Source organism: Acidovorax sacchari, assembly GCF_042847045.1.
GTDB lineage: Bacteria > Pseudomonadota > Gammaproteobacteria > Burkholderiales > Burkholderiaceae_C > Paracidovorax > Paracidovorax sacchari.
On the sequence record NZ_AP035783.1, the window covers coordinates 995,106 to 1,020,558 of the forward strand.

27 protein-coding genes are annotated in these 25,453 nt (G+C 70.6%); 11 read left to right on the plus strand and 16 right to left on the minus strand.

Annotated elements, in window-relative coordinates; all coding sequences use genetic code 11:
* Window positions 1-2: 2 nt before the first annotated feature.
* Window positions 3-1,484, minus strand: a complete 1,482-nt coding sequence (locus ACGHC0_RS04490) for a cryptochrome/photolyase family protein (RefSeq protein ID WP_415267550.1) — start codon at window positions 1,482-1,484, stop codon at window positions 3-5.
* Window positions 1,485-1,505: 21 nt separating this feature from the next.
* On the opposite strand from ACGHC0_RS04490, the gene ACGHC0_RS04495 reads away from it, so the two are divergent.
* From ACGHC0_RS04495 to ACGHC0_RS04520, 6 genes are read left to right on the plus strand one after another with little or no spacing between them, the layout of a single operon-like run.
* On the plus strand, window positions 1,506-2,153 hold the full coding sequence (locus tag ACGHC0_RS04495) for a YqgE/AlgH family protein (RefSeq protein WP_368354168.1): 648 nt from the start codon (window positions 1,506-1,508) through the stop codon (window positions 2,151-2,153).
* A complete protein-coding gene (gene ruvX, locus ACGHC0_RS04500) occupies window positions 2,150-2,602 on the plus strand; it encodes a Holliday junction resolvase RuvX (protein ID WP_368354169.1) in 453 nt (150 codons plus the stop codon). Before ACGHC0_RS04495 ends, ruvX begins: the two co-directional genes overlap by 4 nt.
* Entirely contained in the window at window positions 2,599-3,123 is a 525-nt protein-coding gene (gene pyrR, locus ACGHC0_RS04505; protein WP_368354170.1) for a bifunctional pyr operon transcriptional regulator/uracil phosphoribosyltransferase PyrR, read from the plus strand. Before ruvX ends, pyrR begins: the two co-directional genes overlap by 4 nt.
* Before the next feature lie 4 nt (window positions 3,124-3,127).
* Window positions 3,128-4,090 (plus strand): aspartate carbamoyltransferase catalytic subunit, encoded by a 963-nt coding sequence (locus tag ACGHC0_RS04510; protein ID WP_011794066.1) that lies wholly within the window; start codon window positions 3,128-3,130, stop codon window positions 4,088-4,090.
* Window positions 4,091-4,093: 3 nt separating this feature from the next.
* Entirely contained in the window at window positions 4,094-5,389 is a 1,296-nt protein-coding gene (locus ACGHC0_RS04515) for a dihydroorotase (RefSeq protein ID WP_368354171.1), read from the plus strand.
* On the plus strand, window positions 5,389-6,126 hold the full coding sequence (locus tag ACGHC0_RS04520) for a lysophospholipid acyltransferase family protein (protein WP_415267551.1): 738 nt from the start codon (window positions 5,389-5,391) through the stop codon (window positions 6,124-6,126). Before ACGHC0_RS04515 ends, ACGHC0_RS04520 begins: the two co-directional genes overlap by 1 nt.
* Window positions 6,127-6,139: 13 nt before the next feature.
* Here the strand turns inward: ACGHC0_RS04520 and ACGHC0_RS04525 are convergent, their stop codons facing one another.
* Window positions 6,140-6,613: an Lrp/AsnC family transcriptional regulator gene (locus ACGHC0_RS04525; protein ID WP_415267552.1), complete on the minus strand. Its 474-nt coding sequence runs from the start codon at window positions 6,611-6,613 to the stop codon at window positions 6,140-6,142.
* Between the two features lie 254 nt (window positions 6,614-6,867).
* On the opposite strand from ACGHC0_RS04525, the gene ACGHC0_RS04530 reads away from it, so the two are divergent.
* Together ACGHC0_RS04530 and ACGHC0_RS04535 are read left to right on the plus strand one after the other, a co-directional pair.
* Window positions 6,868-7,632: a 2OG-Fe dioxygenase family protein gene (locus ACGHC0_RS04530; protein WP_415267553.1), complete on the plus strand. Its 765-nt coding sequence runs from the start codon at window positions 6,868-6,870 to the stop codon at window positions 7,630-7,632.
* Window positions 7,633-7,635: 3 nt separating this feature from the next.
* Window positions 7,636-8,550 carry a lysine exporter LysO family protein gene (locus tag ACGHC0_RS04535; RefSeq protein ID WP_368354175.1) on the plus strand — a complete coding sequence of 305 codons (915 nt, stop codon included), beginning with the start codon at window positions 7,636-7,638 and terminating at the stop codon, window positions 8,548-8,550.
* 28 nt (window positions 8,551-8,578) lie between these two features.
* On the opposite strand, the gene ACGHC0_RS04540 is transcribed toward ACGHC0_RS04535, so the two are convergent.
* Window positions 8,579-9,643 (minus strand): ABC transporter ATP-binding protein, encoded by a 1,065-nt coding sequence (locus ACGHC0_RS04540; protein WP_368354176.1) that lies wholly within the window; start codon window positions 9,641-9,643, stop codon window positions 8,579-8,581.
* Between the two features lie 129 nt (window positions 9,644-9,772).
* Here ACGHC0_RS04540 and ACGHC0_RS04545 point away from each other — a divergent pair, with 129 nt between their 5' ends.
* Together ACGHC0_RS04545 and arsC are read left to right on the plus strand one after the other, a co-directional pair.
* The gene (locus ACGHC0_RS04545; protein WP_415267554.1) at window positions 9,773-11,404 is read left to right on the plus strand and encodes an ABC transporter permease; all 1,632 of its coding nucleotides are present in this window, start codon (window positions 9,773-9,775) and stop codon (window positions 11,402-11,404) included.
* Window positions 11,405-11,441: 37 nt separating this feature from the next.
* Window positions 11,442-11,822 carry an arsenate reductase (glutaredoxin) gene (gene arsC, locus ACGHC0_RS04550; protein WP_415267555.1) on the plus strand — a complete coding sequence of 127 codons (381 nt, stop codon included), beginning with the start codon at window positions 11,442-11,444 and terminating at the stop codon, window positions 11,820-11,822.
* A gap of 30 nt (window positions 11,823-11,852) precedes the next feature.
* Here arsC and ACGHC0_RS04555 read toward each other — a convergent pair whose 3' ends face one another.
* The 10 genes from ACGHC0_RS04555 to gspG form a co-directional block, all read right to left on the minus strand.
* A complete protein-coding gene (locus ACGHC0_RS04555) occupies window positions 11,853-13,214 on the minus strand; it encodes a GspE/PulE family protein (protein WP_011794072.1) in 1,362 nt (453 codons plus the stop codon).
* A gap of 37 nt (window positions 13,215-13,251) precedes the next feature.
* Complete coding sequence (gene gspD / locus ACGHC0_RS04560; protein ID WP_368354179.1) at window positions 13,252-15,675, minus strand: type II secretion system secretin GspD; 2,424 nt, start codon at window positions 15,673-15,675, stop codon at window positions 13,252-13,254.
* Between the two features lie 4 nt (window positions 15,676-15,679).
* Window positions 15,680-16,423, minus strand: a complete 744-nt coding sequence (gene gspN / locus ACGHC0_RS04565; RefSeq protein WP_368355578.1) for a type II secretion system protein N — start codon at window positions 16,421-16,423, stop codon at window positions 15,680-15,682.
* A gap of 134 nt (window positions 16,424-16,557) precedes the next feature.
* On the minus strand, window positions 16,558-17,208 hold the full coding sequence (gene gspM, locus ACGHC0_RS04570) for a type II secretion system protein GspM (protein ID WP_368354180.1): 651 nt from the start codon (window positions 17,206-17,208) through the stop codon (window positions 16,558-16,560).
* A complete protein-coding gene (gspL, locus tag ACGHC0_RS04575) occupies window positions 17,205-18,455 on the minus strand; it encodes a type II secretion system protein GspL (protein ID WP_415267556.1) in 1,251 nt (416 codons plus the stop codon). The genes gspM and gspL overlap by 4 nt, the downstream gene beginning before the upstream one ends.
* Before the next feature lie 62 nt (window positions 18,456-18,517).
* Window positions 18,518-19,579, minus strand: coding sequence for a type II secretion system minor pseudopilin GspK (gspK, locus tag ACGHC0_RS04580; RefSeq protein WP_415267557.1), 1,062 nt, complete (start codon window positions 19,577-19,579; stop codon window positions 18,518-18,520).
* Window positions 19,576-20,265: a type II secretion system protein J gene (locus ACGHC0_RS04585; protein WP_415268381.1), complete on the minus strand. Its 690-nt coding sequence runs from the start codon at window positions 20,263-20,265 to the stop codon at window positions 19,576-19,578. The genes gspK and ACGHC0_RS04585 overlap by 4 nt, the downstream gene beginning before the upstream one ends.
* 223 nt (window positions 20,266-20,488) lie before the next feature.
* Window positions 20,489-20,884: a type II secretion system minor pseudopilin GspI gene (gene gspI, locus ACGHC0_RS04590; protein WP_368354183.1), complete on the minus strand. Its 396-nt coding sequence runs from the start codon at window positions 20,882-20,884 to the stop codon at window positions 20,489-20,491.
* Window positions 20,881-21,381, minus strand: a complete 501-nt coding sequence (locus ACGHC0_RS04595; protein ID WP_368354184.1) for a pilus assembly FimT family protein — start codon at window positions 21,379-21,381, stop codon at window positions 20,881-20,883. The genes gspI and ACGHC0_RS04595 overlap by 4 nt, the downstream gene beginning before the upstream one ends.
* On the minus strand, window positions 21,356-21,844 hold the full coding sequence (gene gspG / locus ACGHC0_RS04600; RefSeq protein ID WP_011794081.1) for a type II secretion system major pseudopilin GspG: 489 nt from the start codon (window positions 21,842-21,844) through the stop codon (window positions 21,356-21,358). Before gspG ends, ACGHC0_RS04595 begins: the two co-directional genes overlap by 26 nt.
* 23 nt (window positions 21,845-21,867) lie before the next feature.
* Between gspG and ACGHC0_RS04605 the strand changes: the two genes are divergently transcribed.
* On the plus strand, window positions 21,868-22,344 hold the full coding sequence (locus ACGHC0_RS04605; protein WP_368354185.1) for a type II secretion system protein N: 477 nt from the start codon (window positions 21,868-21,870) through the stop codon (window positions 22,342-22,344).
* A 25-nt stretch (window positions 22,345-22,369) separates the two neighbouring features.
* Here ACGHC0_RS04605 and ACGHC0_RS04610 read toward each other — a convergent pair whose 3' ends face one another.
* The 3 genes from ACGHC0_RS04610 to ilvA are packed head-to-tail and all read right to left on the minus strand — an operon-like array spanning window position 22,370 to window position 25,387.
* A complete protein-coding gene (locus ACGHC0_RS04610) occupies window positions 22,370-22,954 on the minus strand; it encodes a histidine phosphatase family protein (RefSeq protein ID WP_368354186.1) in 585 nt (194 codons plus the stop codon).
* Window positions 22,951-23,763, minus strand: coding sequence for an adenosylcobinamide-GDP ribazoletransferase (locus tag ACGHC0_RS04615; protein ID WP_368354187.1), 813 nt, complete (start codon window positions 23,761-23,763; stop codon window positions 22,951-22,953). The genes ACGHC0_RS04610 and ACGHC0_RS04615 overlap by 4 nt, the downstream gene beginning before the upstream one ends.
* Window positions 23,764-23,803: 40 nt before the next feature.
* Window positions 23,804-25,387 carry a threonine ammonia-lyase, biosynthetic gene (ilvA, locus tag ACGHC0_RS04620; protein ID WP_415267558.1) on the minus strand — a complete coding sequence of 528 codons (1,584 nt, stop codon included), beginning with the start codon at window positions 25,385-25,387 and terminating at the stop codon, window positions 23,804-23,806.
* Between the last annotated feature and the right edge of the window lie 66 nt (window positions 25,388-25,453).

Below are 25,453 nucleotides of genomic sequence, written 5' to 3' on the forward strand. Positions count from 1 at the left end.
GGTCAGGCTGGCGCGGCCTCCGACTTCACCACGGCATAGCGCGCCAGCGTCCGCTGGCGCGCCTCGTCGTGGTCCACGATGGGGTGCGGGTAGTTCTCACCCAGCCGCACCCCGGCGGCCTCCAGTTCCAGCGGGCCGGCCTCCCAGGGGGCGTGCAGCCAGCGGTCGGGCAGCTCCGCCAGCTGCGGCAGGTAGATGCGGATGAAGCGGCCCTTGGGGTCGAACTTCCGGCTCTGGCTCACCGGGTTGAAAATGCGGAAATACGGTTGCGCGTCGCAGCCGCTGGAACTGGCCCACTGCCACCCGCCGTTGTTGGCGGACAGGTCGAAATCGTTGAGCTTTTCCGCGAAATAGCGTTCCCCCCAGCGCCAGTCCACGCCCAGGTCCTTCACCAGGAAGCTGGCCACGACCATGCGCAGCCGGTTGTGCATGTAGCCCGTCTGGTTGATCTGGGCCATGGCGGCGTCCACCAGCGGGTAGCCCGTGCGTCCCTCGCACCAGGCGGCGAAGCGTTCCTGCGCTGGCGTGCCGTCCTCCCAGGCGATGGCGTCGTATGCGGGCTTGAAGCTGGCGCCGCCGGCCACCTGTGGATGGTGGGCCAGCACCTGGAAGTAGAAGTCCCGCCAGATCAGCTCGCTGAGCCACGTGGCGGCGCCGGTGCTGCCCTGGCGCATGCGCTCGTGGGCGGCGCGCGCTGCCCGCCGCGGCGACAGCGTGCCGAAGCGCAGGTGCACGCTGAGGTAGCTCGGCCCCTTCACGGCCGGAAAGTCGCGTGCCTCGCCGTACTGGTCGATCCGCTGCAGAAAATCGTCCAGCAGCGTGCGCGCGCCGTCCATGCCCGGCGGCAGGGGCAGGCGGTCCAGCCCCGCGGGCTCGAAGCCGATGTCGGCCAGCGTGGGCACCCTGCCGCGCTCGCCTTCCGGGCGGGGCGCGAGCCGGCCCGCATGGCGCTCCACGGGGTAGGCGCTCAGGTAGAACGCGTCCACCTTGCGCAGCCAGGCATTCTTGTAGGGCGTGAACACGGTGTACGGTGTGCCGCCCTGGGTCAGGACCTCCGCGCGCTCGAAGACGGCGTGGTCCTTGTAAGTGAGCATTTGCACACCACCTGCGACCAGCCGGTGGCGGACACGGTCGTCTCGCTCCAGGGCGGCCGGTTCGTCGTCGTGGTTCGCGAACAGGGCCTGCACGCCCAGGCCCACGGCCAGGGCGGGCACCTCCTCCGCGGCCACGCCGTGGCGCACGATCAGCCCGCCGTGGCGGTGGCCCGAGAGGGCGCGCAGGGACGCGTCGAGCTGCACCAGCGATTCGCGGATGAACTCCACGCGCCGGTCCGCCCGCGGCAGCGGGTCCAGGATGTCCGTGTCGAAAACGAAGACGCAATGCACCTGGCTGCACTGGCGCAGCGCGTGGTAGAGCGCGGCATGGTCGTCGCTGCGCAGGTCGCGGCGGAACCAGACCAGGCCTTTGGAAAAAGTGGGCTCCATGATCGTCGTTAAAATTGCGGGATGCCTGCCGATTCTGCGCCCATGAACCTGACGCACCACTTCCTGATCGCCATGCCGGGGCTGGAAGACGAGTCGTTTGCCCGCAGCGTCGTGTACCTGTGCGAGCACAGCGAGCGCGGCGCGCTCGGGCTCATCATCAACAAGCCGTCCGACCTCAGCCTCAAGGGCCTGTTCGACAAGGTGGACCTGTCGCTGCGGCGCGAAGACCTGTCGCTCGAGCCGGTGTTCCGCGGCGGCCCGGTCCAGACGGAGCGCGGTTTCGTGCTGCACGAGGCCATGGGCCCTTCCACGGGAGGCGACAAGCCCTCCGCGGGCGACGGCGGCGCGCAGGGCGAAGGCGAGGGCGCGGAGGAGTCCGCCTACGCCTCCACCATGTCCATTCCCGGCGGGCTGGAGATGACCACGAGCAAGGACGTGCTCGAGGCCCTGTCCACCGGCGCCGGCCCGCGGCGCGTGCTGGTCACCCTCGGCTATTCCTCGTGGGGCGAAGGCCAGCTCGAGTCGGAACTGGCAGAGAACAGCTGGCTCACCGTGGGGGCCGACCTGTCCGTGATCTTCGACACGCCCGTGGGCCAGCGCTACGACCGGGCCCTCGCCCTGCTGGGGCTGCAGTCCTGGATGCTCTCGCCCGAGGCGGGCCACGCATGAGCGGTCCCATGCCGGACCCCCTGCCTGCCGCTCCCGCCGCCGCATCCCCCGCCGTTCCGGCGCATCTCCAATCCTTCCTGGCCTTCGATTTCGGCGCCAAGCGCACCGGGGTCGCGGTGGGCTCGCGGCTGCTGCGCACCGCCAGCCCGCAGGCCACGATCCGCGCCGAAGGGGCGGATGCGCGCTTCGCCGCCGTGGCCGAACGGCTGCGCGAGTGGCAGCCCGATGCGCTCGTCGTCGGCGTGCCGTACCACCCCGACGGTGCCGCGCACGAGAACACCGCGCGCGCGCTGAAATTCGCCCGGCAGCTGCGCGGGCGCTTCGGCCTGCCGGTGTTCGAGGTGGACGAGCGCTACAGCACCACCGAGGCCCATGCGGGCGGCGCGAAAGATGCCGATGCCGCATCGGCCTGCATCATCCTGGAGCAGTTCTTGAGGCAACTTCCATGACTCCGACGCCAACTTCCGCCCCGCCCGGGGCCCTCACCCTCGATGCCGAGGCGCTCTACCGCGAACTGCTGTCCGGCGTGCGCGCGTTGCGCACCCCGCAGACGCATCTGGCCGGCATCGCGTCCGGCGGCGCCTGGCTGGCCGAGCGCCTGCAGCAGGACCTGGGCCTGCCGGGCGAGGCCGGCGTGCTGTCGTCGGCGCTGCACCGCGACGACTTCTCCCAGCGCGGCATGGCCGCCAGCGCCCAGACCCGCCTGGGCTTCGAGGTGAACGGCGCCGACATCCTGCTGCTGGACGACGTGCTCTACACGGGCCGCACCATCCGCGCGGTGCTCAACGAACTGTTCGACTACGGGCGCCCGGCGCGCGTGCGCCTCGCCGTGCTGGTGGACCGGGGCGGCCGGGAGCTGCCCGTGCAGGCCGAGTTCGCCGCGGCGCGCGTGGCGCTTCCCGCCACGCAGTCCCTCGCGCTGGCCCGTGCGGACGGCGGCGCCTTCCACTTCCACGTCCAGGAGGCCTGACGCCGTGCTCTCCAAGCGCAACCCCCAGCTCAACCGCAACGGCGAGTTGATCCACCTGCTGTCGATCGAAGGCCTGCCCCGCAGCATCGTCACGCACATCCTCGATACGGCGGCGAACTTCGTGTCGGTGAACGACCGCGAGGTGAAGAAGGTGCCGCTGCTGCGCGGCAAGAGCGTGTTCAACCTGTTCTTCGAGAACAGCACGCGCACCCGCACGACCTTCGAGATCGCTGCCAAGCGCCTGTCGGCCGACGTGCTCAACCTCGACATCGCGCGCTCGTCCGCCAGCAAGGGCGAATCGCTGCTGGACACCATCGCCAACCTCTCGGCGATGGCGGCGGACCTGTTCGTGGTGCGGCACAGCGAGTCGGGCGCGCCCTACCTGATCGCGCAGCACGTGGCGCCCCACGTCCACGTCATCAACGCGGGCGACGGCCGGCATGCGCACCCCACGCAGGGGCTGCTCGACATGTACACCATCCGCCACTACAAGAAGGATTTCTCCAACCTCACGGTGGCGATCGTGGGCGACGTGCTGCATTCGCGCGTGGCACGCTCGGACATCCACGGCCTGACCACCCTGGGCTGCCCCGAGGTGCGCGTGGTGGGCCCGCGCACCCTGGTGCCCGGGGACCTCTCCCACATGGGCGTGCGCGTGTGCCACACGCTGGAAGAGGGCATCAGGGACGCCGACGTGGTCATCATGCTGCGCCTGCAGAACGAGCGCATGAGCGGCGCGCTGCTGCCTTCCAGCCAGGAATATTTCAAGAGCTTCGGCCTTACCCCCGAGAAGCTGCGCCTGGCCAAGCCCGACGCCATCGTCATGCACCCCGGGCCGATCAACCGCGGGGTGGAGATCGACTCCGCCGTGGTCGATGGGCCGCAGGCCGTGATCCTGCCCCAGGTGACTTTCGGCATCGCCGTGCGCATGGCCGTGATGTCCATCGTGGCGGGGAATGAGGCTTAAACGATGAAGATACTGATCCAGAACGGCCGGGTGATCGATCCGGCGAGCGGGTTCGACAAGACCGTCGACGTGGCCGTCGCCGCGGGGCGGGTGATCGCGGTCGGCCGCGCGCCGCAGGACTTCCATCCGGCGCGCACGATCGACGCCACGGGCTGCGTCGTGCTGCCGGGGCTGGTGGACCTCGCTGCCCGCCTGCGCGAGCCCGGGCACGAGCACGAGGGCATGCTGGAGTCCGAGATGGCCGCGGCCGTGGCCGGCGGCGTCACCAGCCTCGTGTGCCCGCCGGATACCGATCCGGTGCTCGACGAGCCCGGCCTCGTGGAGATGCTCAAGTTCCGCGCCGAGAAGCTGCACCGGGCGCGCCTCTTCCCCCTGGGCGCGCTCACGCGGGGCCTGGCCGGCGACGTGCTGACCGAGATGGCGGAGCTCACCGAATCCGGCTGCGTCGGATTCGGCCAGGCCGACGTGGCGCTCGCCAGCACCCAGGTGCTGCAGCGCGCGCTGCAGTACGCCGCCACCTATGGCTACACGGTCTGGCTGCGGCCGCAGGAGCTGCACCTGGGCAAGGGCGTGGCCGCCAGCGGCCCGCTCGCGACACGCCTGGGCCTCTCGGGCATTCCCGTGGCGGCCGAGACCATCGCGCTGCACACCATCTTCGAACTGCTCAAGCCCATCGGCGCGCGCGTGCACCTGTGCCGCCTCTCCAGCGCGGCAGGCGTGCAGCTCGTGCGGCAGGCGAAGGCAGAGGGCCTGAAGGTCACCTGCGATGTGAGCATCAACTCGTTGCTGCTCACCGACACCGATATCGGGTATTTCGACAGCCGCGCCCGCCTGTCGCCGCCGCTGCGCCAGCAGCGCGACCGCGACGCCCTGCTGGCCGCGCTCGCCGACGGCACCATCGATGCGCTGGTCTCCGACCACACGCCGGTGGACGAGGACGCCAAGACGCTGCCCTTCGCCGAAGCCGAGCCCGGCGCCACGGGGCTGGAGTTGCTGGCGAGCATCGCGCTCAAGTGGTCGCGCGACCATGGCGTGCCGCTGGACCAGGCCTTCGCCAGGGTGACTTCCGAGCCTGCCCGCGTGCTGGGTTCCGCACTCGGCACCTTCGCCGCCAGCGCCGGCCGGCTCGTGGAGGGCGGCGTGGCCGACCTCTGCGTGTTCGATCCCCAGGCCGCCTGGACCGTGGAGCCCGGGGCGCTGCGCAGCCAGGGGCTGCATACGCCTTTCTCGGGCTACGAGCTGCCGGGCCGCGTGCGCTGGACGCTGGTGGGCGGCATCGTCGCGTTCGAGCGCGCCTGATGCGCTCGCTGCGCGCGGTGGCGCGCCTGATGCGGCTCCTCGCGCACATCCTGGCGGGGCTGGCCACGGTGCTGCTGCGATTCCCCCGCATGGGGCCGGACGAGCAGCATGCGCGCGTGCAGGCCTGGTCGCGCGAGTTGCTCGCACGCATCGGCATCAACCTGGAGATACGGGGCACCCCGCCAGCGGCCGGGCCGGTGCTCCTGGTGGCCAACCACCTGTCCTGGCTCGACATCACCGTCATGCACGCCGCCCGGCACTGCCGTTTCATCTCGAAATCGGACGTGGAGCGCTGGCCCGTCATCGGCCGGCTCGCCACGGCCGCGGGCACCCTCTACATCGAGCGCAACACGCGCCGCGACGCCATGCGCATCGTGCGCCTCATGCAGGAAGCGCTTGCGCGCCGCGAGGTGCTGGGCGTGTTTCCCGAAGGGACGACGGGCGACGGCACCGAGTTGCTGCCGTTCCATGCGAACCTTTTGCAGGCAGCCGTGATGGCCGACGCGCCGGTGCAGCCCGTGGGCCTGCGCTTCGTCGACCGCGCCACGGGCCGGCCCAGTGCGGCCGCCCTCTATGTGGGCGACGACACCCTGTTGGCTTCGCTCTGGCGCGTGCTGTGCACCGACGGCCTCGTGGCCATCGTGCACTACGGTCCGCCCCGGCACGCAGCGGGCCGCGACCGGCGCGCGTGGGCGGAAGACCTCCGGCAGGCCGTGGACGCACTGCGGCGGACCTGAACGTTCCGCAGCCTCAGGGCCGCGGCGACGGGCTGGAGGTACCCGCTGCGGGCCCGCCCAGGGGCGGCAGGCGGTTGGCCACCGGCATGGACCGCACGATGGACGTGCTCGTGCTTGCGTAGGGCGCGATCCTGCCCAGGCAGTGGTCCAGTTCCTCGATGCTCCGCAGGTGCAGGCGGCAGAAGAACGCGTCTTCTCCCGTGACCTTGTCGCACTGCACGATCTCCCCGATATCGTGGATCACCTGCTCGACCCGCGCGACCTCGCCGGGAAAGGGGCGCACCCGCACGATGGCGGAGATGGGAAAACCGACGGCCTTGTGCGACAGCTGGATCGAGAATTTCTCTATCACGCCGCGCTCGACCAGCCGCTTGATCCGTTCCGCGCAACTGGGCTGTGACAGCCCCACCCGTTCGCTGAGCGCCTTGACGGTGGTCTTGGCATTCTGGTGCAGTGCCACCAGCAGATTCCGATCGATGTTGTCCATTTTAAAAAATTAGGCAAAGAATAAAAATTTCTAATTTATTTAGGGATTCGCACGATCGGGGCTTTCTTTGTCCATTTCCATGGACGGGCTGCCTCCGTAAAATCCCTCCCATTCCAGGCGGCGGAATATAAACGATAGCAGCCTCCGGAACAATTTCATGCCCATCCGGAATGGGGCATTGCGCGCAACGAATGGAGCGCCTCACTGGAGGTGGTTATCCGGGTTGCGTCGTTTATCAAAATAACGTGCATCCAATGATCAAAAGTCAACTGAAAGAACTGGGTTATTGCCATTTCGTCCCGGAGATCGAATGCGATTCCCGTGAGCTGAGGGTTCTGCATCAGGAATTCGAGCAGCTCGAGCATGATCCCTATGCCCCTGCCGAAGTGAAGCGATTCCGGCGCTACGGGAACGGCGTCATCCTGCCGTGGACGGAAGAGGTGGGCATCCACTGGATTCCGCCGGTCGAGGACGACTCCGGCACGCCGCGATCGGGCTACGACCAGGGGGGCAACAATCCCGAGCACCCCGATATCCGGTATTTCCATGCACTCGGAGACAGCGTGAAATCGACGGATTTCCTCTGCGATCTGGTCCGGCACGATTTCTCGCACACGTTCTGGTCGGAGATCGATCGCCGGTCGCCCATCTATTTCGGTGTCCACTTCGTGAAAATCCGGTCCGGCGCGGCATCGGATCTCGGCATCAGTTCGCCGGACTGCTTCCACCAGGACGGCGAGCCGTTCACATTCGCGCACTTGGTGCGAAGGACACAAAGCACGGCCGGAGGTGTCAATTACATCGGTACCGTGGAAGCGAGGGGTCTTCCTCTGGAGAAGGTCGCAGAAAAACAGATAATCGCGAGCTTCGAGCTCTCCCATTTCATGGAAAGCTTCGTGGTGCACGACCCCCGGGTTTCACATTATGTGACGCCGATACGCCGGGACGAGCGGATTTCGGGCGATGGAGAGCGCTGTGTTATTCTGATCGACTTTTCCAGAATGAGGCAGAGCCTGTAAGCCATGGATGTCCTTCAGTCCCTGCTTCCCATCGTGATGGCGCTGGCCGGCGGTTTCGCCGTGGGCCGTTTCCTGCCGGAGAAAATCGGCTCCCTGCTGGTTCGGTGCATATTGCCGCTCGTATGGCTGCTGCTTTTCCTGATCGGCGCCGAGTTCGGCGAGGTCATCCTTTCCGCCCGGTCGGTCGGACAGGTGATCCGGTCCGCAGCGGTTTTCGCCGTGCTGACCACTTTGCTGCCTGCCGCGCTGATCTTCGCGGCGAAGGTGCGGGGCGCGGGGGCCCGGGAGGGACGCAGCGGCGGAACGCATATGCAGGCGATCTGGCCTCCGCTGAAGGAGTGCTGCCTCGCACTGTCCATGGTGGTGCTCGGCAGCCTGTTCTTTCTCGCCAATGCGAACTTCATGGACGGCGCGTTTCCGCTGCCCTCCAGTTCCGCCGTCCTGATGGCGCTGATCGCCCTCGTGGGGATCGACCTGGCCCGGGTGAAGCTCAGTGCCCGGTGGTTCTCATGGCGGGTGTTGATGGTGCCCGGGCTGGTGGTGGTGGGGTCCTTCGCCGGTGCGATGGCCGCCTCCCTGCTCACCGGTGAAACCATGAGAACCTCCATGGCGCTGTCCAGCGGGTTCGGCTGGTTCACCCTGTCCGGCGTGATGGTGGGCAACCACCTGGGCCAGACCTACGGGACCATGGCGCTCATGATCGACCTGTTCCGTGAATTGCTGGCGATCATCGCCCTCTACATGCTGGGCCGCTACCACCCGGCGGTGGGCATCGGCAGTGCCGGTGCCACCGCGCTGGATTCCACGCTGCCGATCGTGAAACAGGCCTGCCATCCGGATGCGGTGCCGATGGCCCTGGTCAGCGGCTTCGTCCTCACCATTCTCGCGCCGGTGTTCATCGCCTTCTTCCTGTCGTGAGGCCGCTTCCGGCGCTGCCCGCGCCCGCTCAAGCGCGCGGAAACGCCACCACGTGGTCCACCTGCGGCCGGATGCCGATCCATTCCCCCACGGCATGGTCATGGTGGCTCGGCACGTGGGCCATCACGGTGAGCCCGCTCTCGAGCTGCAGGGTGTAGAGGAATTCCGACCCCCTGAAGGACTTGCGCACGATGCGCGCCTGCACCGGAGCGCCGTCGTCGTGCACCACGTCGTCCGCGCGCAGGAGCACGTCGCAGGCGCCGCCCGGATAGCTGGAGGGCAGGGGGCATTCGGCCAGGTCTTCCAGGTCGCCCAGGGGCGTGCGCGCCACCACGGTGTCGCCGCGCTGCTCCAGCGTCGCGGGCGCGAACACGCCGTGCCCGATGAAGTCGGCCACGAAGCGCGTGGCCGGGCGGTGGTAGAGCGCATAAGCGTCGTCCCACTGGTGCAGCGTGCCGCTTTCCATCACGCCGATGCGGTCGCCAATGGCGAAGGCTTCCAGCTGGTCGTGGGTGACGAAGAGCGCCGTGGCGCCGGCCGCCTTGAGGATGCCGCGCACCTCGTGCGCGAGCCGTTCGCGCAGGTCCACGTCCAGGTTCGAGAACGGCTCGTCCAGCAGCATGAGGCGGGGCCGGGGTGCCAGCGCGCGGGCCAGCGCCACCCGCTGCTGCTGCCCGCCGGAGAGCTCGTGCGGATAGCGCGCCGCGCTGCCTTCGAGGCCCACGAGGCGCAGCACCTCGTCCACGCGGGCTGCCTGCTCCGCCTTCGGCAGGCGGTGGATGCCGAAAGCCACGTTGCGGCCCACGGTCAGGTGGGGGAAAAGGGCGTAGTCCTGGAACACCATGCCGATGCGGCGCTGCTCGGGCGGCACGCTGCGGCCGGCCGAACCCACGCTCTCGCGCTCCAGGCGGATCTCGCCGGCCGCCACGGGCTCCAGCCCGGCCACCGCCCGCAGCAGCGTGGTCTTGCCGCAGCCCGAAGGACCGATCAGCACGCCGATCTCGCCAGCGGCCAGGCCCAGGGTGGCGCCGTGCACGGCCGCCTGCGCGCGGCCGGGGTAGCGCACGTCCAGTTGGATGACTTCGAGGAACATGCGGGGATTCTAGAAGGGGCAATGCGTAGAATTCGCATTTGCATCCAGGGCGGTGCCGCCCGGCCGCCGTGGGCAGCCCCGCCCGTTGCGGCCTTTTCCTTCCCGGCTTTCGTTTTTCCTCCCACCGCCTTGCGTTTCCTCCCCGCCCTGCGCGCCGTTCCGCTGCTGCTGCTCGCCTGCTTCCTCACCCTGCCGGTGCTGGCCGTGTTCGCGTCCTGGCTGCCGTGGGGGCATGGCGGCGCCGAGTCCCTCGCCATCCTGCGCGAGATGGCGGCCACGGTGCTGCCGGACTACTTCGCCACCACCGTCTGGCTCGCGATCGCGGTGGGGGCGGGCGCTGCGCTGGTGGGAACGGCCACCGCGGCGGCAGTGACCCTTTTCGACTTCCGCGGACGGCGCACGCTCGAGTGGCTGCTGCTGCTTCCGCTGGCCATGCCCGCCTACGTGACCGCGTATGCGTACACCGATTTCCTGCAGTTCAGCGGCCCGCTGCAGGTCTGGCTGCGCGCCACCTACGGCCTGGAGGGCCGGCTGCTGCCAGAGGTGCGCAGCCTGGGAGGGGCGGTGTGGGTGTTCGTCTTCTCGCTCTATCCCTATGTCTATCTGCTGGCGCGCACGGCGCTCGGCGAGCGTGCCGCCCACCTCATGGAAGCCGCTCGCCTGCTGGGTGCGCCGCTCGCGCGCCGCGTGCGCACCGTGGCCCTGCCGCTGGCACGCCCCGCGGTGGCGGCGGGCGTGGCGCTGGCGTTGATGGAGACGCTGGCGGATTTCGGGGTCGCGAGTTACTTCGGCATCCAGACCTTCACGACAGGCATCTACAAGGCCTGGCTGTCGATGGACAACCGCCTCGCGGCCGCGCAACTCGCCACCCTGCTGCTGGTGCTGGTGGTCGTGCTGCTGCAGCTGGAGCAGCGGGCACAGCGGCGCATGCGCTTTGCCACCAGCGGCGTGGGCCGCGCGGGCTCCGCCGAGGCCCAGCCCCAGCGGCTCGCGGGCTGGCACTGTGTGGCCGCCTGGCTGGTGTGCGGGCTGCCGGTGGTGATGGGCTTCTTCGCGCCGGTGGCCTTCATGCTGCGCCCGCTGGCTGCGGACTGGTCCGTGCTGCCCTGGGGCCGGTTCGTGGAGTGGGCCGGCCACAGCGTGCGCCTGGGCGCCATCACCGCGGTCCTGGCCGTGGGCGTGGCGCTGGCGCTCGCCTTCGCCGTGCGGCGGCGCGCGGGTCGCCTGACGCGCGGTGTGGTGCAACTGGCCAGCGTGGGCTATGCCGTGCCAGGTGCGGTGATCGTCGTCGGCCTGCTGCTGCCCGTGGGCTGGCTCCAGGCCGCGGTGCCGGAATGGCGCGTGCCGGCACTGGTCACCGCCACGGCGGTGGGCATCATCTGGGCCTACCTCGTGCGCTTCTGCGCGGTGGCGCTGCAGTCGGTGCAGAGCGGCTACGCGCGCATCCCCGCCAGCCTCGACGACTCCGCGCGCATGCTTGGCACGGGAGGGCTGGGCCTGCTGGCGCGCGTGCACTGGCCGCTGCTGCGCCGCTCCACCGCGGCGGCGGCGCTCCTGGTGTTCGTGGACGTGATGAAGGAACTGCCCGCCACCATGGTGCTGCGGCCCTTCAACAGCGACACGCTGGCCGTCGTCGCCTACCAGCTCGCGCGGGACGAGCGCCTGGGCGAGGCGGCCCTGCCGTCGCTCGCGCTGGTGGCCGTGGGGCTGGTGCCGGTCATCCTGCTGAGCCGCACGCTCCGCGCGTCCGGTGCGCGCTGACATCCCGGCGCGCCGTTGTGGGCCCTAGACTCGCGGCATGACCGCCGCCACGCCCCATACAGACGTCACCATCTACCACAACGCCCGCTGCAGCAATTCGCGCGGTGCGCTCGCCCTGCTGCGGGAGCACGGCATCGAGCCGCGCATCGTGGACTACCTCGCCGAGCCGCTGGACGAGGCCGTGCTGCGCACGCTGTTTTCTCACGTGGGCGGCCCCGTGCGCGCGCTGCTGCGCCCGAAGGAGCCCGCCTGGCAGGCGCTGGGCCTGGACGACGAGACCATCGGCGACGAAGCGCTGATCGCGCACGTGGCGCGCCATCCGGAGTTGATGAACCGGCCCATCGTGGTCACGCCGCGTGGCGCGCGCCTGTGCCGGCCGCCGGAAACGGTGCTGGAGCTGCTGCCGGCCGCCCGCTGAGCGTCGGGCGCTCCGGACGATGGGCTGCGCCTACTCCCGCGTGACGCGCAGCACTTCCTCGGGGCTCGTGATGCCGGCACGCACCAGCCGCTCGCCGTCTTCGCGCATGAGCGTCATGCCGCCCGCGATCGCGGTGGCGCGCAGCTCCGCCTCCGCGGCCTGGCCGTGGATCTGCGCGCGCAGCGTGTCGTCCACCACCAGCAGCTCGAACACGCCCGTACGGCCCCGGTAGCCGCTGGGCTCGGTCGGGTCGAGCTTGCGCACCAGCCGCTGCGCCAGCACGCCCAGCAGGGAGCTGGAGAGCAGGAACGGCTCCACGCCCATGTCGGTCAGGCGGGTGACGGCGCTGGCCGCATCGTTGGTGTGCAGCGTGGCCAGCACCAGGTGGCCCGTCAGCGAGGCCTGGATGGCGATCTGCGCGGTCTCGAAATCGCGGATTTCGCCGATCATGATCACGTCCGGATCCTGGCGCAGGATGGCGCGCAGCGCCTTGGCGAAGGTGAGGTCGATCTTGCTGTTGACCTGGGTCTGGCCCACGCCCGGCAGCTCGTACTCGATCGGGTCCTCCACCGTCATGATGTTGCTGCTGGTGGCGTCGAGCCGGCCCAGCGCCGCATACAGCGTGGTGGTCTTGCCCGAGCCCGTGGGCCCGGTCACGAGCACGATGCCGTGCGGCTGGTGGATCAGCCCGTCGAAGCGCCGCAGCGTGTCGCCCTGCATGCCCACGGCCTCCAGGCTCAGCTTGCTCTCGCTCTTGTCCAGCAGGCGCAGCACCGCCCGCTCGCCATGGGCGCTCGGCAGGGTGGACACCCGCACATCGATCGCCCGCGTGCCCAGGCGCAGGCTGATGCGGCCGTCCTGGGGCAGGCGCTTTTCGGAGATGTCCAGGTCCGCCATGATCTTCAGGCGGGAGATCAGCGCCGCATGCAGCGCGCGGTTGGGCTGCACCACCTCGCGCAGCGTGCCGTCCACGCGGAAGCGCACGCTCGAATGCCGCTCGTAGGGCTCGATGTGGATGTCGCTCGCGCCGTCGCGCGCAGCCTGCGTGAGCAGGGCGTTGAGCATGCGGATGATGGGCGCGTCGCCGGCCGATTCCAGCAGGTCCTCTACGGCCGGCAACTCCTGCATCATGCGCGAGAGGTCGGCGTCGGATTCGACCTCGCTCACCACCGTGGCCGCGCTGGATTCCCCCTGCGAATAGGCCGCGCTGATGCGCTGCGCGATCGCATGCGCGTCCAGTGGCATCAGCTCCCGCACGGCATGCTTGCGCATGACCTCGGACAATGCCCCGGCGTCCGGTGCGGGGCCGTGCCAGAGCACGCAGGTATGGCCGTCGTCCTCCAGCAGCAGTTGCGAACTGCGTGCGAAGGCATAGGGAAGCGGATGGCGCATGGCGTGGCGGGGAAAGTCGGAGGACGGGAGTGTCCGGTTACTGCGGGTTGTAGGCCCCGGCGTCGGCCGGTGCCGGGGCGCGTGCGGGCGCCTGCGCGGGCGCCGGGACCGGCGGGATGAGCGGCACCAGCGGCGCGGGTGGGGTGCTGCGCACGGCGGGCGCCTCGCCCTGCGGCGTGGCCGCGGGAGCCGGTGTGGGCGAAGGCGCGAGCGGCGGCAGCACCGGGGCTCCGGATACCGCGCGCATGACCGTGCTGGGTGCCGGCTGGGTGTTCTGCTGCAGCGCGCGGATGGCTTCGTATCGGTCCATCATCAGGGCGTCGCTCGTGGCCGTGTCGCGGATCACCACCGGGCGCAGGAAGACCATCAGGTTGGTTTTCTGGCGCCTGCGGTTCTCGTTGCGGAAAAGGCCGCCCACGACAGGCAAGTCGCCCATCAGCGGCACCTTGTCCTGGCCCATGGAATACCGGTCTTCCAGCAATCCGCCCAGTACGATCACGTTGCCGTCGTTCACCAGCACCGTGGATTCGATCGAGCGCTTGCTCGTCGTCGGGCCGTTGGCTTGCGACAGCGTGCTCGAATCCACCTGCGACACCTCCTGGTAGAGCGTGAGCTTCACCGTGCCGTTCTCGCTGATTTGCGGGCGCACACGCAGCATCAACCCCACGTCCTTGCGCTCCACCGTCGTGAATGGGTTCACGGTGCTGCTGCCCGTGGTGTTGGCATACGAGCCGGTCACGAACGGCACGTTGTTGCCGATGATGATCTGTGCTTCCTCGTTGTCCAGCGTCATCAAATTGGGAGTGGACAGGACATTGGCGTCCCCCGTGTTCTCGAGGAAGTTCGCGAGTGCTCCGAGGTAATAGTTGCCATTGATGCGCGGCGCAATGGCGACGTTGAGCCCTTTCCCCAGCCCGGATGCACTGCTGGCGATACCCGTGGCATTCCCGCTGGCAGCAGCCAGTGCGAGGCTGAGGATGTTGGCGTTTCCGCCGGTGGTGGATGCCGAGGAATTGGTGCCGATGACACCGATGGTGCCATTGCCATAGTTGCCCATCACCCCCTGCCACTGGATGCCGAATTCGGCGACCTTGTTGGCGGACACCTCGACGATCAGGCTCTCCACCAGCACCTGCGCGCGCCGGCCGTCGAGCTGGTCGATCACTGCGCGCAGTTGCCGGAACTGCGGCTCGGGCGCGGAGATGATGAGCGAGTTGGTGGACGGGTCGGCCTGGATCTGCCCGCCCGTGGACGGCTGGTTGCTGTTCGCGCTGTTCAGGCTGCCGGCGCTGCTGCCCAGGCCACCGGCGCTCGAGCTGCCGCCCATGCCGCCGCCCGTCCCGCTGCTGCCGGTCTGCATGAGCCCCGAGCCCGAGAGCCCGGTGGAACCGGTGCCCGAACCGCCGCTGGAAGAGGACGGGCCGGAGGAGGACACGGCACCGCCGGCGTTGCTGCCCATGGAGGCCGCCAGCGCTGCCCGCAGCGTGGTCGCGAGCTTGGTGGCGTCCGCATTCTTCAGGTACACCACGTGGATGTTGCCCGACGCCGCCGCGCTCCCCACGACCGGCGCCTGGTCGAGCTTGTCCACCAGCGTGCGCACCAGCGCCAGGCGGGCGGGATTGGCGGCACGCACGATCAGCGAGTTGCTGCGCGGCTCGGGCAGCAGCGTGGTGCGGTAGGCCGTGTCGCTCTGCCCCGGGATGGCGCCGGCCGCGCCCGTCGCGGTGGCGGCCATTCCGGGCGTGCTGCCCGTGCCTTCCACCAGGCGCGACACTAGCGGCGCGAGCTCACTCGCCACCGCGTTGCGCAGCGGGATCACTTCCACGTCGCTGGCGTTGGACACATCCATCGCCGCGACGATGCGCGCGATGCGCTGCAGGTTGTCGGCGTAGTCGGTGATGACCAGCGAGTTGTTGCCCGGGTTCACGTTGATCGTGTTGTTCGGGCTGATGAGCGGGCGCAGCACCGGCACCAGGTTGGCCGCGTTCTCGAAATTGAGCTTGAAGATCTGCGTGACGATCTGCCCGCCGCCGGGCGCGCTGCCCGAGCCGCCCTGGGTGACCGTCACCGATCCCGACTGCAGCTTGGCGTCCGCCTCTGGAACGACCTTGTAGAGACCCGCGGATTCCACCACCGTGAAGCCCTGCAGGCGCAGGGCGGCCAGGAACTGCTGGAAGGCTGCGGCCGGCGGCACCGCCCGTTCCGTGACCAGCGTGAGCTGGCCCTTCACGCGCGGGTCCACCACCACGTTGCGCCCGGTGATCGTGGCCATGGTGCGAGCCACCGCCTCGATGTCGGCACCGGCGAAGTTCAGCGTCACGGGCTCGCCCGGGCGCACGCTGGACGGCGCCGCGCCGGTGGCGGTCTGGGCATTCAGCGGGCCGCCGGCAGCGACGAGCATCGCGCCGGCGGCGATGGCATGGAGGGCAAACCGCAGGCGCTGCGAATTCAAGGAAGTCATAGGGTCAACCCACGGTGATGAGGGAACGGGCGCCCGTGCGCCGTCCGATGATGTTGAGAAGGTTCGAGAGCACGGCTTCGCGCTCCGGCGCGGCCGTGGCCTCGCCCTCGAAGCGCAGGCGCTGGCCGATCCAGCGGCCGCTGCCGGTGAGGCGCAGCGCGCCGTCCAGCGTCGCGAGCGACAGCGTGGTCACGTCGCCGCCCTGCAGTGTGAGCCGATAGCTGCCCATCGGGCGCAGCGTGGACAGGCGCGAGGACATGCCCAGCGCATCCAGCTGCGCCTGGCCGGCGATCACGACGCGCCCTGCGGCGCTGTCCATCGCGAGGCCCTGCGTGCGCAGCGCCAGGCGGCCCTGGGGCTGCAGGGTATTGAAGGGGGTGCCCAGCCCCGACAGCACGGCCGCCGGCCACTGGCTCTGCCCGTCGGCCACGGCCACATGCACGCCGCCCCAGCGCAGCGCGACGCGGGCCGCGATCGGAGAGGCCGTGCAGCAGTCCGCCCGCACTTGCGCGCGCAGCCCGGTCCAGGTGGGCCGCAGCGTCCAGTGCAGCTGCCCGGGCAGCGCCGCGCGGTCGGCACTGCCCTGGCCTCCGGTCAGCACCAGTTGCGCCGAGCCGGTCCAGACCGTGCCGCGCGCCTGGGCGAGCAGGACCTGCCCGCCGCTCGCACGCTCCACGCCCGACGCCAGCCACGCAGCCGGCGCGAAAAGCACCAGGGTGGGAAGCGCGCCCAGCAGGCAGCCGGCCACGGCCCAGAGACGGGGAGACCGGGGAGGGCGCGGCACGCCTGGGCGGATGGATCGGGTGGTGCGGGGCACGGTGGTGGGAAGGTGTCGGGAAAGAGTCCGTTGCAATGGAAATCCGGGATATCGGGCTGGATGGCCTACCGTGCGGGAAGGGCCAGCACCAGCGTGCCGTCCCAGCGCGGCATGGCGTCGTCTGCCGCCGCTGCAGCAGCCGGCTTGCCGGCGCGGGCGGCTGCCGGGCCCGGGGCAACTGCGCGTTGCGGCGAGGTCGGGCCGAGCACCGCCGCCGACCCGCCGGGCTGCGGTGCCGCCGCCGTGCTGCGGGCCAGCCGCGCCTCGACGGGCACGGCGCGGGCATTGCTGCGCGCCTGCGACAGCCATTCGCCCAGCCCGTCCGCGGGCGCACCCTTCAGCGTGACCGTCGCGCGGTCGCCCAGGATGTTGATCTGTGCCTGCGTGCCCAGGCGCTGCGTGAGCGACGTGCGCAGCGCCTGCGATGCGTCGCCGGCCGGCGCAGCGGGAGCGGCCTGCAATTGCAGCGCTTCCGACTGCAGGGCCTGCATGCGCTGCAACTGGGCGTCCAGTGCGGCATGCTGCGCCGGCGCCTCGCGCAGCGTGCGCAGCGCCGGCGCCAGCGCCACCCACCAGAGCAGCGCCACCGCCACGACCGTGCCGGCCGCGAGCACCAGCGACTGTTCGCGCGGAGCCAGCGTCTTCCAGCGTGCGCGCAGCGCTTGCGTGCGGGATGCGGAGGCCGCGGAAGAAGAGGGTGGCCGTGACGGCTTCATGGGCGTGCCCCTTCGCGCAGCAGCACCGCGCCATCCTGCAGGCTGGCCTGGTACCCGGCAGCGGCCAGGCGTTCATTGGTCGTGGTCAGTTCATCGGGCTGCAGCTCGATGCCCCGCAGCCGCAATTCCCCGGAGGCATAGTCGATCCCGGTGGGCAGGCGCCCCGCAGGCAGCGCGCTGCCTGCAGACGCGAGCATCGGTTCCAGGTCGCGTGCGGAGACCCCGCCCGCCTGCTGTCGCAGCCGGGCCACTTCGCGTTCCATCTGGACCGGCGCGTCCACCACCACCTGCACCTGCGGAAAGGTCTGGGTCAGCGCATTGCGCACCCCGGCCTGCTTGTCGGCGAGCGCCTGGCGCTCCTGCCAGGCCCAGGCGTTCAGCCCGGCCACCTGCGCCGCCACGCACACGCCCAGGGCCCAGCGCGCGGCCCGCCATTGCGGCGCTCGCGCGAAGGTGCCGAAGGCCGTCGCCGTCTTGCGCAGCGTGCGCGTGCGGCGGTTGCTGGCGAACTCGAACTGCGCCAGTTCCCATGTGCCGCGGGCGGCCGCCAGCGCGCGCTGGCTCGCCGTATGCAGTACCGCGGGGCGGCCGGTCATCTGTTCGGCGAGCCGGGCCACTGCCGGCTCCGCCTGCAGCGGGGGCGGCGCCTCGCCGCCGTCCGCACCGGCTGCATCGGCCGCGCGCGAGGCGCCCGTGAGCTGGAGCGCGGCAGGCGAGAGCGGCAACACGGACGGGACGGCCTCCGGGCCCTGTCCCGTGGCCACCAGCAGCGGCTCCTCGGGCGTTCCGATCACGTAATACGCAGGCACGTCCCCGTTGCCCGGCGCGAACTCGGGCACCACCCGCTGCACCGGCCGGCCCGCAGCCTCCAGCGCCTGCAGGGCCGCGCGCAGCCAGTTCCGGTCGCACACGGCCACCCAGGCCGGCACGCCCGGCCGCGCACCCGGTTCCAGTGCGAAATGCAGTTGCGATGGGTCGTCCAGCAGCCGCTCTTCCAGCAGCCCTTCGAGCACTGCGCGCAGCCGCGGCGCCTGCGCGCCCTGGGGCAGCGTGACGCGCTGCCATGACAGGGCCTGGATCGGCACCACGGCGACCACCTCGCCCGCCCGCCCCGGATCGGGAAGCAGGGACGCGCGGGCGCTGTCGTGGCGGGTGGCGGTGTGGCCGTCCGTGGTCAGCGTGTAGCCGTATTCGGTGGCCGGCCCGGGGGCGCTGCCCAGGGGCAGAAAAAGGACGAGGGTGCTCATGGGTGGAATTCGCGGGCCATTTTAGGGGCGCTGCATGACGGCAGGTCCGGCGCCTGCGCAGGTCATCGTGCGGCGGCGGGGCTCCTCACGAACGCGCCGCGTTCGCGCCACAGCGTGCGTGCCGTGGAGCCGGCCTTGTACACCAGCGAACGTTCCTCCACGACGGTGTCGCCCAGGCGCAGGCGTCCCCGCACTTCGTAGTATGAGGACATGGTCGAGTGGGTCTCGGGCGGGATCTGCAGGCTGCCGCCCAGCTGCCGCGTGGCGTCCGCGGAAGTCTTGAAATGCTGCGACTCCCGCGCCTGCACCAGCCGCTGCGCACCTGCCGTGTCCAGTCCTTCGATGCTGGCCTGCAGCACCTGCGCGCTCGCGGTGTTGAGGTTGACCGGCGTGCGCCGCGGCAGCAAGGTTGCATATGGCTCCAGAGCCGCGACCGTGGACGCCGACAGCCCCAGCCACGTGAGCTGCGTGAAGCTGCGGGGCATGAGCGGGACAGACGCGAGGTCGGCCGGCGCGGCGGCGGGCGCTGCCGCGGTGCCCGTGCCCGTGCCGGGGGTGCCGGCTCCCGCTGCATTGCCCTGCGCCATCGCCTTGCGCAGCCCTTCCGCGAGCTGCTGCAGCTCCTGCTGCGGCAGCCCCAGCGCATCGAACAGGCGGCCGAACTGGCGCAGGGCGGGCGCGGACACGGCGCCGCCCTCGACCAGGTTATAGACATTGAGCCGCGACTGCAGGTCCGTGATCTGTCCCGACAGGAAGGCGTTGGCGGTATCCGTGCTGGCATCCGGCTCCGCCGCCGCGCCATCGGGCCCCGCCGCGAGGAAGGTGGACAGCCGCGCTTCTTCCAGTGGAACGGCCCAGGGTTCCGCGAGGTGGTCCGTACCGTCCCCGCCGCGCGCGAACAGGTCTTCGCGCAGGATCAGCCGCGACCAGTCGAGCGCGCCGACCAGCAGCCAGGCCGACTGCACGCGCGCCCGTTCGGCAGATTCCACCTCGACGGCGCGCCATTGCTGCCACATCGCCGCTGCCGCGAAAGTGGCCACCAGCGCCACGGTGAGCATCGCCGCGAGGAGCGCCGCCCCGCGCTGGCGCACGGCGCCCGTCCTGCCGCCACCGCGCCGCTTCACGACTTGCCTCCGCCATTGGTGGGATTGACCCAGTCCCGCGTGATCGTGCCGGCGAGCGCGCGCCCCGGCGGCAGCACGATCTGCAGGCGCACCCCGTCGGGAATGTTCGTCGGGGCCGTCGGCCCCATGGTCTGCGGGGTGGGGGCCGTGGCGCTGCTGGACAGCCCGTTGTACCAGGCCCCGTCGCGGTAGTAGAAAAGGCGCCATTCCTGCAGCGGCATCAGCACGGTTTCCCCGCGTTCGGCCCCGGCGTTCCCTGCACCGCCCGAGCGCGCCCACAGCGCCGCCCGCTGCCAGGCCGTGTTCCATTCGCCCAGCGTGCGCAGCGGAGACGATTGCCAGCGCAGCCACTGGTCCGTGCCGTTCACCGCGCGCCGCGCCCAGGCCACCACGAATGCCCCTTCGTCCGGCGTGCCACTGCCGCGGCGCGTCAGGCGCAGCACCTGCCCGTCCCAGTCGATGGGCGTGGTCTGGTCCATGGCCTGCAGCGCATCCAGGTCCGCGGTCCACTGCGCCAGCGCGGCTTCCACCACCAGCAACTCGTCCCCGCGCGCCCGCGTCTGCTCCTGTGCCCGCGCCATCCCATCCAGGCCGCGCCAGCTCATGAGCGCCAGCAGCGACATGATCACGATCGCGACCAGCAACTCCACCAGCGTGAAGCCGGCGGAGTGGCGCAATGCCGGCATCGGGTCCGCGCGCTTCGCCATGGTCAATGGTCCAGCCGGCAGCATATTGCCCGGGGCAGGGGGATCGGGCACGGCCTCACCCGTCCGAAGGCCGCGGAGCAGGCCACGCCAGCAGACGCCGTGGAACGGGCTTGGCCCGGCCACGGGCGGCGTGCCCCTTCCCGCCGCGCGCAGCGTGGCGAGAGAAGGGGGAAGGCGCGCAGCGCCTCAGGGGGATGCCCCATCAGTACCTCCCCACGATGGTGGACAGCCGCAGCACCGGCCCCGCCGCATCGAAAACCTGCGCATCCACCCGGCGGAATTGCGGATTGGGCGTCGGCCGCACGGCCACCGCCACGTCATAGCGCAATCCGGCCTGTTCACAGGGTACGGTGCTGTCCCCGATGGAGGGCATCTGGCGCGCGAGCCGCACTTTCACGAGTTCGTTTTCCGCGCAGATGTGCGCGAGCATCACGTCCGCCTGTCGCGCGGCATTGCGGGCCAGCGCCGAGGTGGCCTGCGTGCCGGCCGTCAGCGCGATCGCCACGATGGCCAGGGCCACCAGGACCTCGACCAGCGTGAAACCCGCGGCCGATGCCCGGCCTGCGCACCGGTGCGCGGGGGCTGCCCGCCGGATCATTGCACCGTCTCCGCCGTGAAGGGACGCAGGCCGTCGGTCGCCACGCGCACCGAGCGCCCGGGATGGGACTGGCTCGCAAGCACCACCTGCTGCGGTGCGATCAGCGGCTCGGGGCCCAACTGCAGCAGCGCGGGGCCGACCACGTAGGTCGAGGGATCGAGCCAGGCGCCCGGGGCCGGATTGCCGGGCAGGCCCTCGAACCGGAAGCTTCCGCCCACGGCACGCCAGCGCACCGGCGCGCCGGACGCGCGGGACTGGGCCCGCCCCGCCTCCAGCAGCGCGGCGAGGCGCTCGCCTTCGCGCTGCAGGGCCGTCTGGCCGTCGTCCCGCAGGGCGAAACCCACGCCGGCCGTCGCGATGGCGATCAGCGAGATCACCACCAGCAGTTCCAGCAGCGTGAAGCCCCTGGCGCCGCGGCATGCGCTGCCCGGGGCAGGGCCCGTGCCATGGCAGGGGCCGCGGTGCCGGCGCTTACTGCCAGCTGCCGATGTCGGCATTCTTGCCCTCGCCGCCCGACTGCCCGTCGGCGCCGAAGGACATCACGTCCACTTCGCCCTTGATGCCGGGATTCAGGTACTGGTAGGGCCGGCCCCAGGGGTCGTTGGGCAGCTTCTCGAGATAGGGGCGCCAGTTGCCCGGGACCGGGCCGTTCGTGGGCCGGGCGATCAGGGCCTGCAGCCCCTGTTCGGCGGTGGGATAGCGCTGGTTGTCCAGGCGGTAGAGCTTCAGCGCCTGGACGATGTTGGTGATGTCGGTGCGCGCCGCGGTCACCCGCGCATCGTCCGCACGGTCGATCACATTGGGGACGATCAGGGCGGCCAGCACCCCGATGATGACCAGCACGACCATCAGCTCGATCAGCGTGAAGCCGCGCGCGATCCGGCTGCGGGCGTTCCTGGCGCGCCGTGCGATGGCGCCTGCGTTGCGGGAGATCACGGTCTTCTGAAAAGTGGGAGACATATCCGGTCAATGATAATCGTGACATGGTGACAAACACATCCGGCCCCTGGGGCGTTCGGCTCGGCACCCTCGCCCTGTGGGTGCTCGCAGGCGCCAGCGTGGTTTTCTGGGGACTTCGGCTGGCAGTCCGGCCGGCCCCCATCGCCGCGCCCGTCGCGGCGCCCGCGCCGGCGGCTCCGGATGCGCAGGCGCTCGCGCGGCTGCTGGGCGCGGGCCCGGCCGTTCCCGGTGCGCCCGCTGCACGCGAGCCCAGCCGCTTCGCCCTGCAGGGCGTTCTCTCCGGCACGGCCAGCGGCGGCGGCGCGGCCCTCATCGCCATAGACAACCAGCCCGCGCGTCCGTTCCGTCTCGGGGCCACCGTGGCCGAAGGCCTGGTGGTGCAGTCCCTGGGTCGCAGGCAGGTGCGCCTTGGTCCATCCCGGGGCGGCGAGGCCACGGTCACCCTCGAAGTGCCTGAAAAAGGAGGCGAGGCAACGGGTGTAACAACTGTCGCACCCTAGGCTGCCGCCGCGTGTCTGCGCAGGCTCACGCGGGATCCAGGCTGCCGATCTCGCAGCACTCCCAGGCGCCGTAGCCAGGCGCATCCAGCGGCCATTCATCGGCGCGCGGTGCGCGGGACGGATGCTCCAGCAGCCAATGCACGCAGCGCGCCACGCCGGCATGCGTGATCCACACGACGTCGGCGGCACCCATGGCGCGCGCCTCCCGCAGGGCGGCCTGCACGCGCGCCAGCATTCGCTCCAGGCTTTCACCATCCCCTGGCGCGTGGCCAGGGAAGTCGGCCATCCATGCATCGACGGCCGCGCGCCCGATCCCGTCCCAGGAGCGCCCCTCCCAGGTCCCGAAGTCCATTTCCACCAGCCGCGCGTCCGGCTGCGGGCAGAGGTCGGAACGCAGGGCCTGCAGCGAACGGGCCAGCTCCGCGCAGCGCCCGAGCGGCGAATGCCGGACGGGCAGGGTGGTGGCAGGCAGGGCGCGGGCCAGGCGGCTGGCGGCATCGGCGGTGGCCCGTGCGTCCGCCGCCACATCCAGCGAGCCATAGCAGACGCCTCTCTCCATGCATGGCGCGGCATGCCGTACCAGCCAGAGCCGCACGGACCGGGGGCTCATGCAGCCGAGGTGCCGGCCACCGCGGCGCATCCCAGGTAGAACGCGATCTCGGCCACCTGCTGCACGGCCCCCAGGCAATCCCCCGTGAAGCCCTGCAGGCGCCGGGCGAACCAGGCACGCAGCGTCCAGGTGGCCAGTCCGCTGGCGCCCAGCGCCGCCAGGGCCGGGGCCGGGCCCAGCAGCCAGGCAGCGAGCACCAGCGCGGGCGCGGCCCAACAGCCGGCCGCCAGCAGCGCGCCTAGCGTGATCCGGTCCGCCAGCGGCTTGCTCTTGGAGGTGGCCTCATGGCCCACGTGGGGCAGGGTGCGCACCAGCAGCAGGGGCCAGAAGCGGGACACCACATGCGCACCTGCCAGCGCCGGCAGTGCCACGGCCAGCCCGCGGTGCCCCAGCATCGCCAGCAGCGCGAGCTTGCTGGCCAGGGCCAGGCACAGGGCCATGGCCCCGAATGCGCCGATGCGCGAATCCTTCATGATTTCCAGGGCCCGCCCGCGGTCCGCGCTGCCGCCCAGGCCGTCCGCCACATCCGCCAGCCCGTCCTCGTGGAAACCTCCGGTGAGCACGACGGTGGCCGCGGTGCTGAGCGCCGCGCAGGCCAACGTGGCATAGGGCTGGGGACCGAACAGCAGGTGGAGCGTTCCGTACACCAGGGCTGCCACGGCCGCCACGATCCAGCCCACGCCCGGGAAGTGCGCGGCGCTCGCCCGCAGCATGGCCGGGCTGAAGCCCACCCAGTCGGCGCACCTCCCGGTCACGGGAATGCGGGTGAAGAACTGCACGGCCAGCAGGAAGTGGCGGAGTGCCTGCATGGACGGCAGCGGGGTGGGGGCCTGTGGTGGGTGGAAGGCGTCAGCCCCGGCCCGCGGGCGCCTGCAGGAACAGCCGGTACGCGGGATTCTGCGTTTCTTCCACGTAGGGATAGCCCAGCGTCTGCAGGAAGGCGTCGAAGGCCTGTGCGTCGCCCGCCGGCACCTGCATGCCCACGAGGATGCGGCCGTAGTCCGCTCCCTGGTTGCGGTAGTGGAAGAGGCTGATGTTCCAGCTCGGCTGCATCATGCTCAGGAACTTGAAGAGCGCGCCCGGGCGCTCCGGGAAGATGATGCGCAGCAGCCGCTCGTCCTGGGCGAGCCCGGAGCGGCCCCCCACGAGGTGCCGAAGGTGCTCCTTGGCCAGTTCGTCGTGCGTGAGGTCCAGCGCCTCGAACCCGTGGCGCTGGAAGTTGCGCGCGATCTTCTCCGACTCGCCCTTGCCATGCGTGGTCAGCCCGACGAAGACGTGGGCTCGCGACGCATCGCTGATGCGGTAGTTGAATTCCGTCACGTTGCGGGGACCGCCGGGCAACTGGCCGACCACCTCGCAGAAGCGCCGGAAGCTCCCGCGCTCCTCGGGGATCGTCACCGCCAGCAGTGCCTCGCGCTCTTCGCCCACCTCGGCACGCTCCGCGACGAAACGCAGGCGGTCGAAATTCATGTTGGCGCCGCACAGGATGGCGGCGTACGTTTCTCCGCGGGTCTTGCGCTCGGCAACGTACTGCTTGATGGCCGCCACCGCCAGCGCCCCGGCGGGCTCCACGATGCTGCGCGTGTCCACGAAGATGTCCTTGATCGCCGCGCAGACGGCGTCGGTGTCCACCGTGATGAATTCGTCCACCAGCCCGCTCGCGACGCGGAAGGTCTCCTCGCCCACCAGCTTCACGGCCGTGCCGTCCGAGAACAGTCCCACGTCGGAAAGCGCCACCCGGTTGCCGGCAGCGACCGAGCGCACCATGGCGTCGGAATCGTTCATCTGCACCCCGACGACACGGATGTCCGGCCGCACGGCCTTGATGTAGTTGGCCACCCCGCTCACCAGGCCGCCGCCGCCGATCGCCACGAACACCGCGTCCAGCCGGTTGCTTCCCAGGCTCTGCAGCTGGCGCAGGATTTCCATGGCGATGGTGCCCTGGCCGGCGATCACGTCCGGATCGTCGAAAGGATGCACGAAGGTCAGGCCCTGCTCCTGCTGCAGGTGCGCGGCATGCTCGTAGGCGTCGGAGTAGCTGTCCCCGTGCAGCACGACCTCGCCGCCCAATGTCTTCACGGCGTCCACCTTGAGTTGCGGCGTGGTCGTGGGCATCACCACCACCGCCCGCGTGCCCAGGCGCCTGGCGCTCATGGCCACGCCCTGCGCATGGTTGCCGGCCGAGGCGCAGATCACGCCGCGCTGCAGCTGCTCGGCAGACAGGTGCGCCATCTTGTTGTAGGCCCCCCGCAGCTTGAAGCTGAACACGGGCTGCTGGTCCTCGCGCTTGAGCAGCACCGTGTTGTGCAGCCGGCGGCCCAGCGCGCGCGCGGGCTCCAGTGCCGACTCGACGGCCACGTCGTACACGCGCGCCGTCAGGATCTTCTTGAGGTAGTCGGCGGGCGTCAGGGCGGGGGAGGGAGTCTTCGTCATGGATGCATGGGCTTCGGCAGGGCCGACATCATAGGCGTTTGCCTTCCGCCGGTTCGCCGCAGCCGG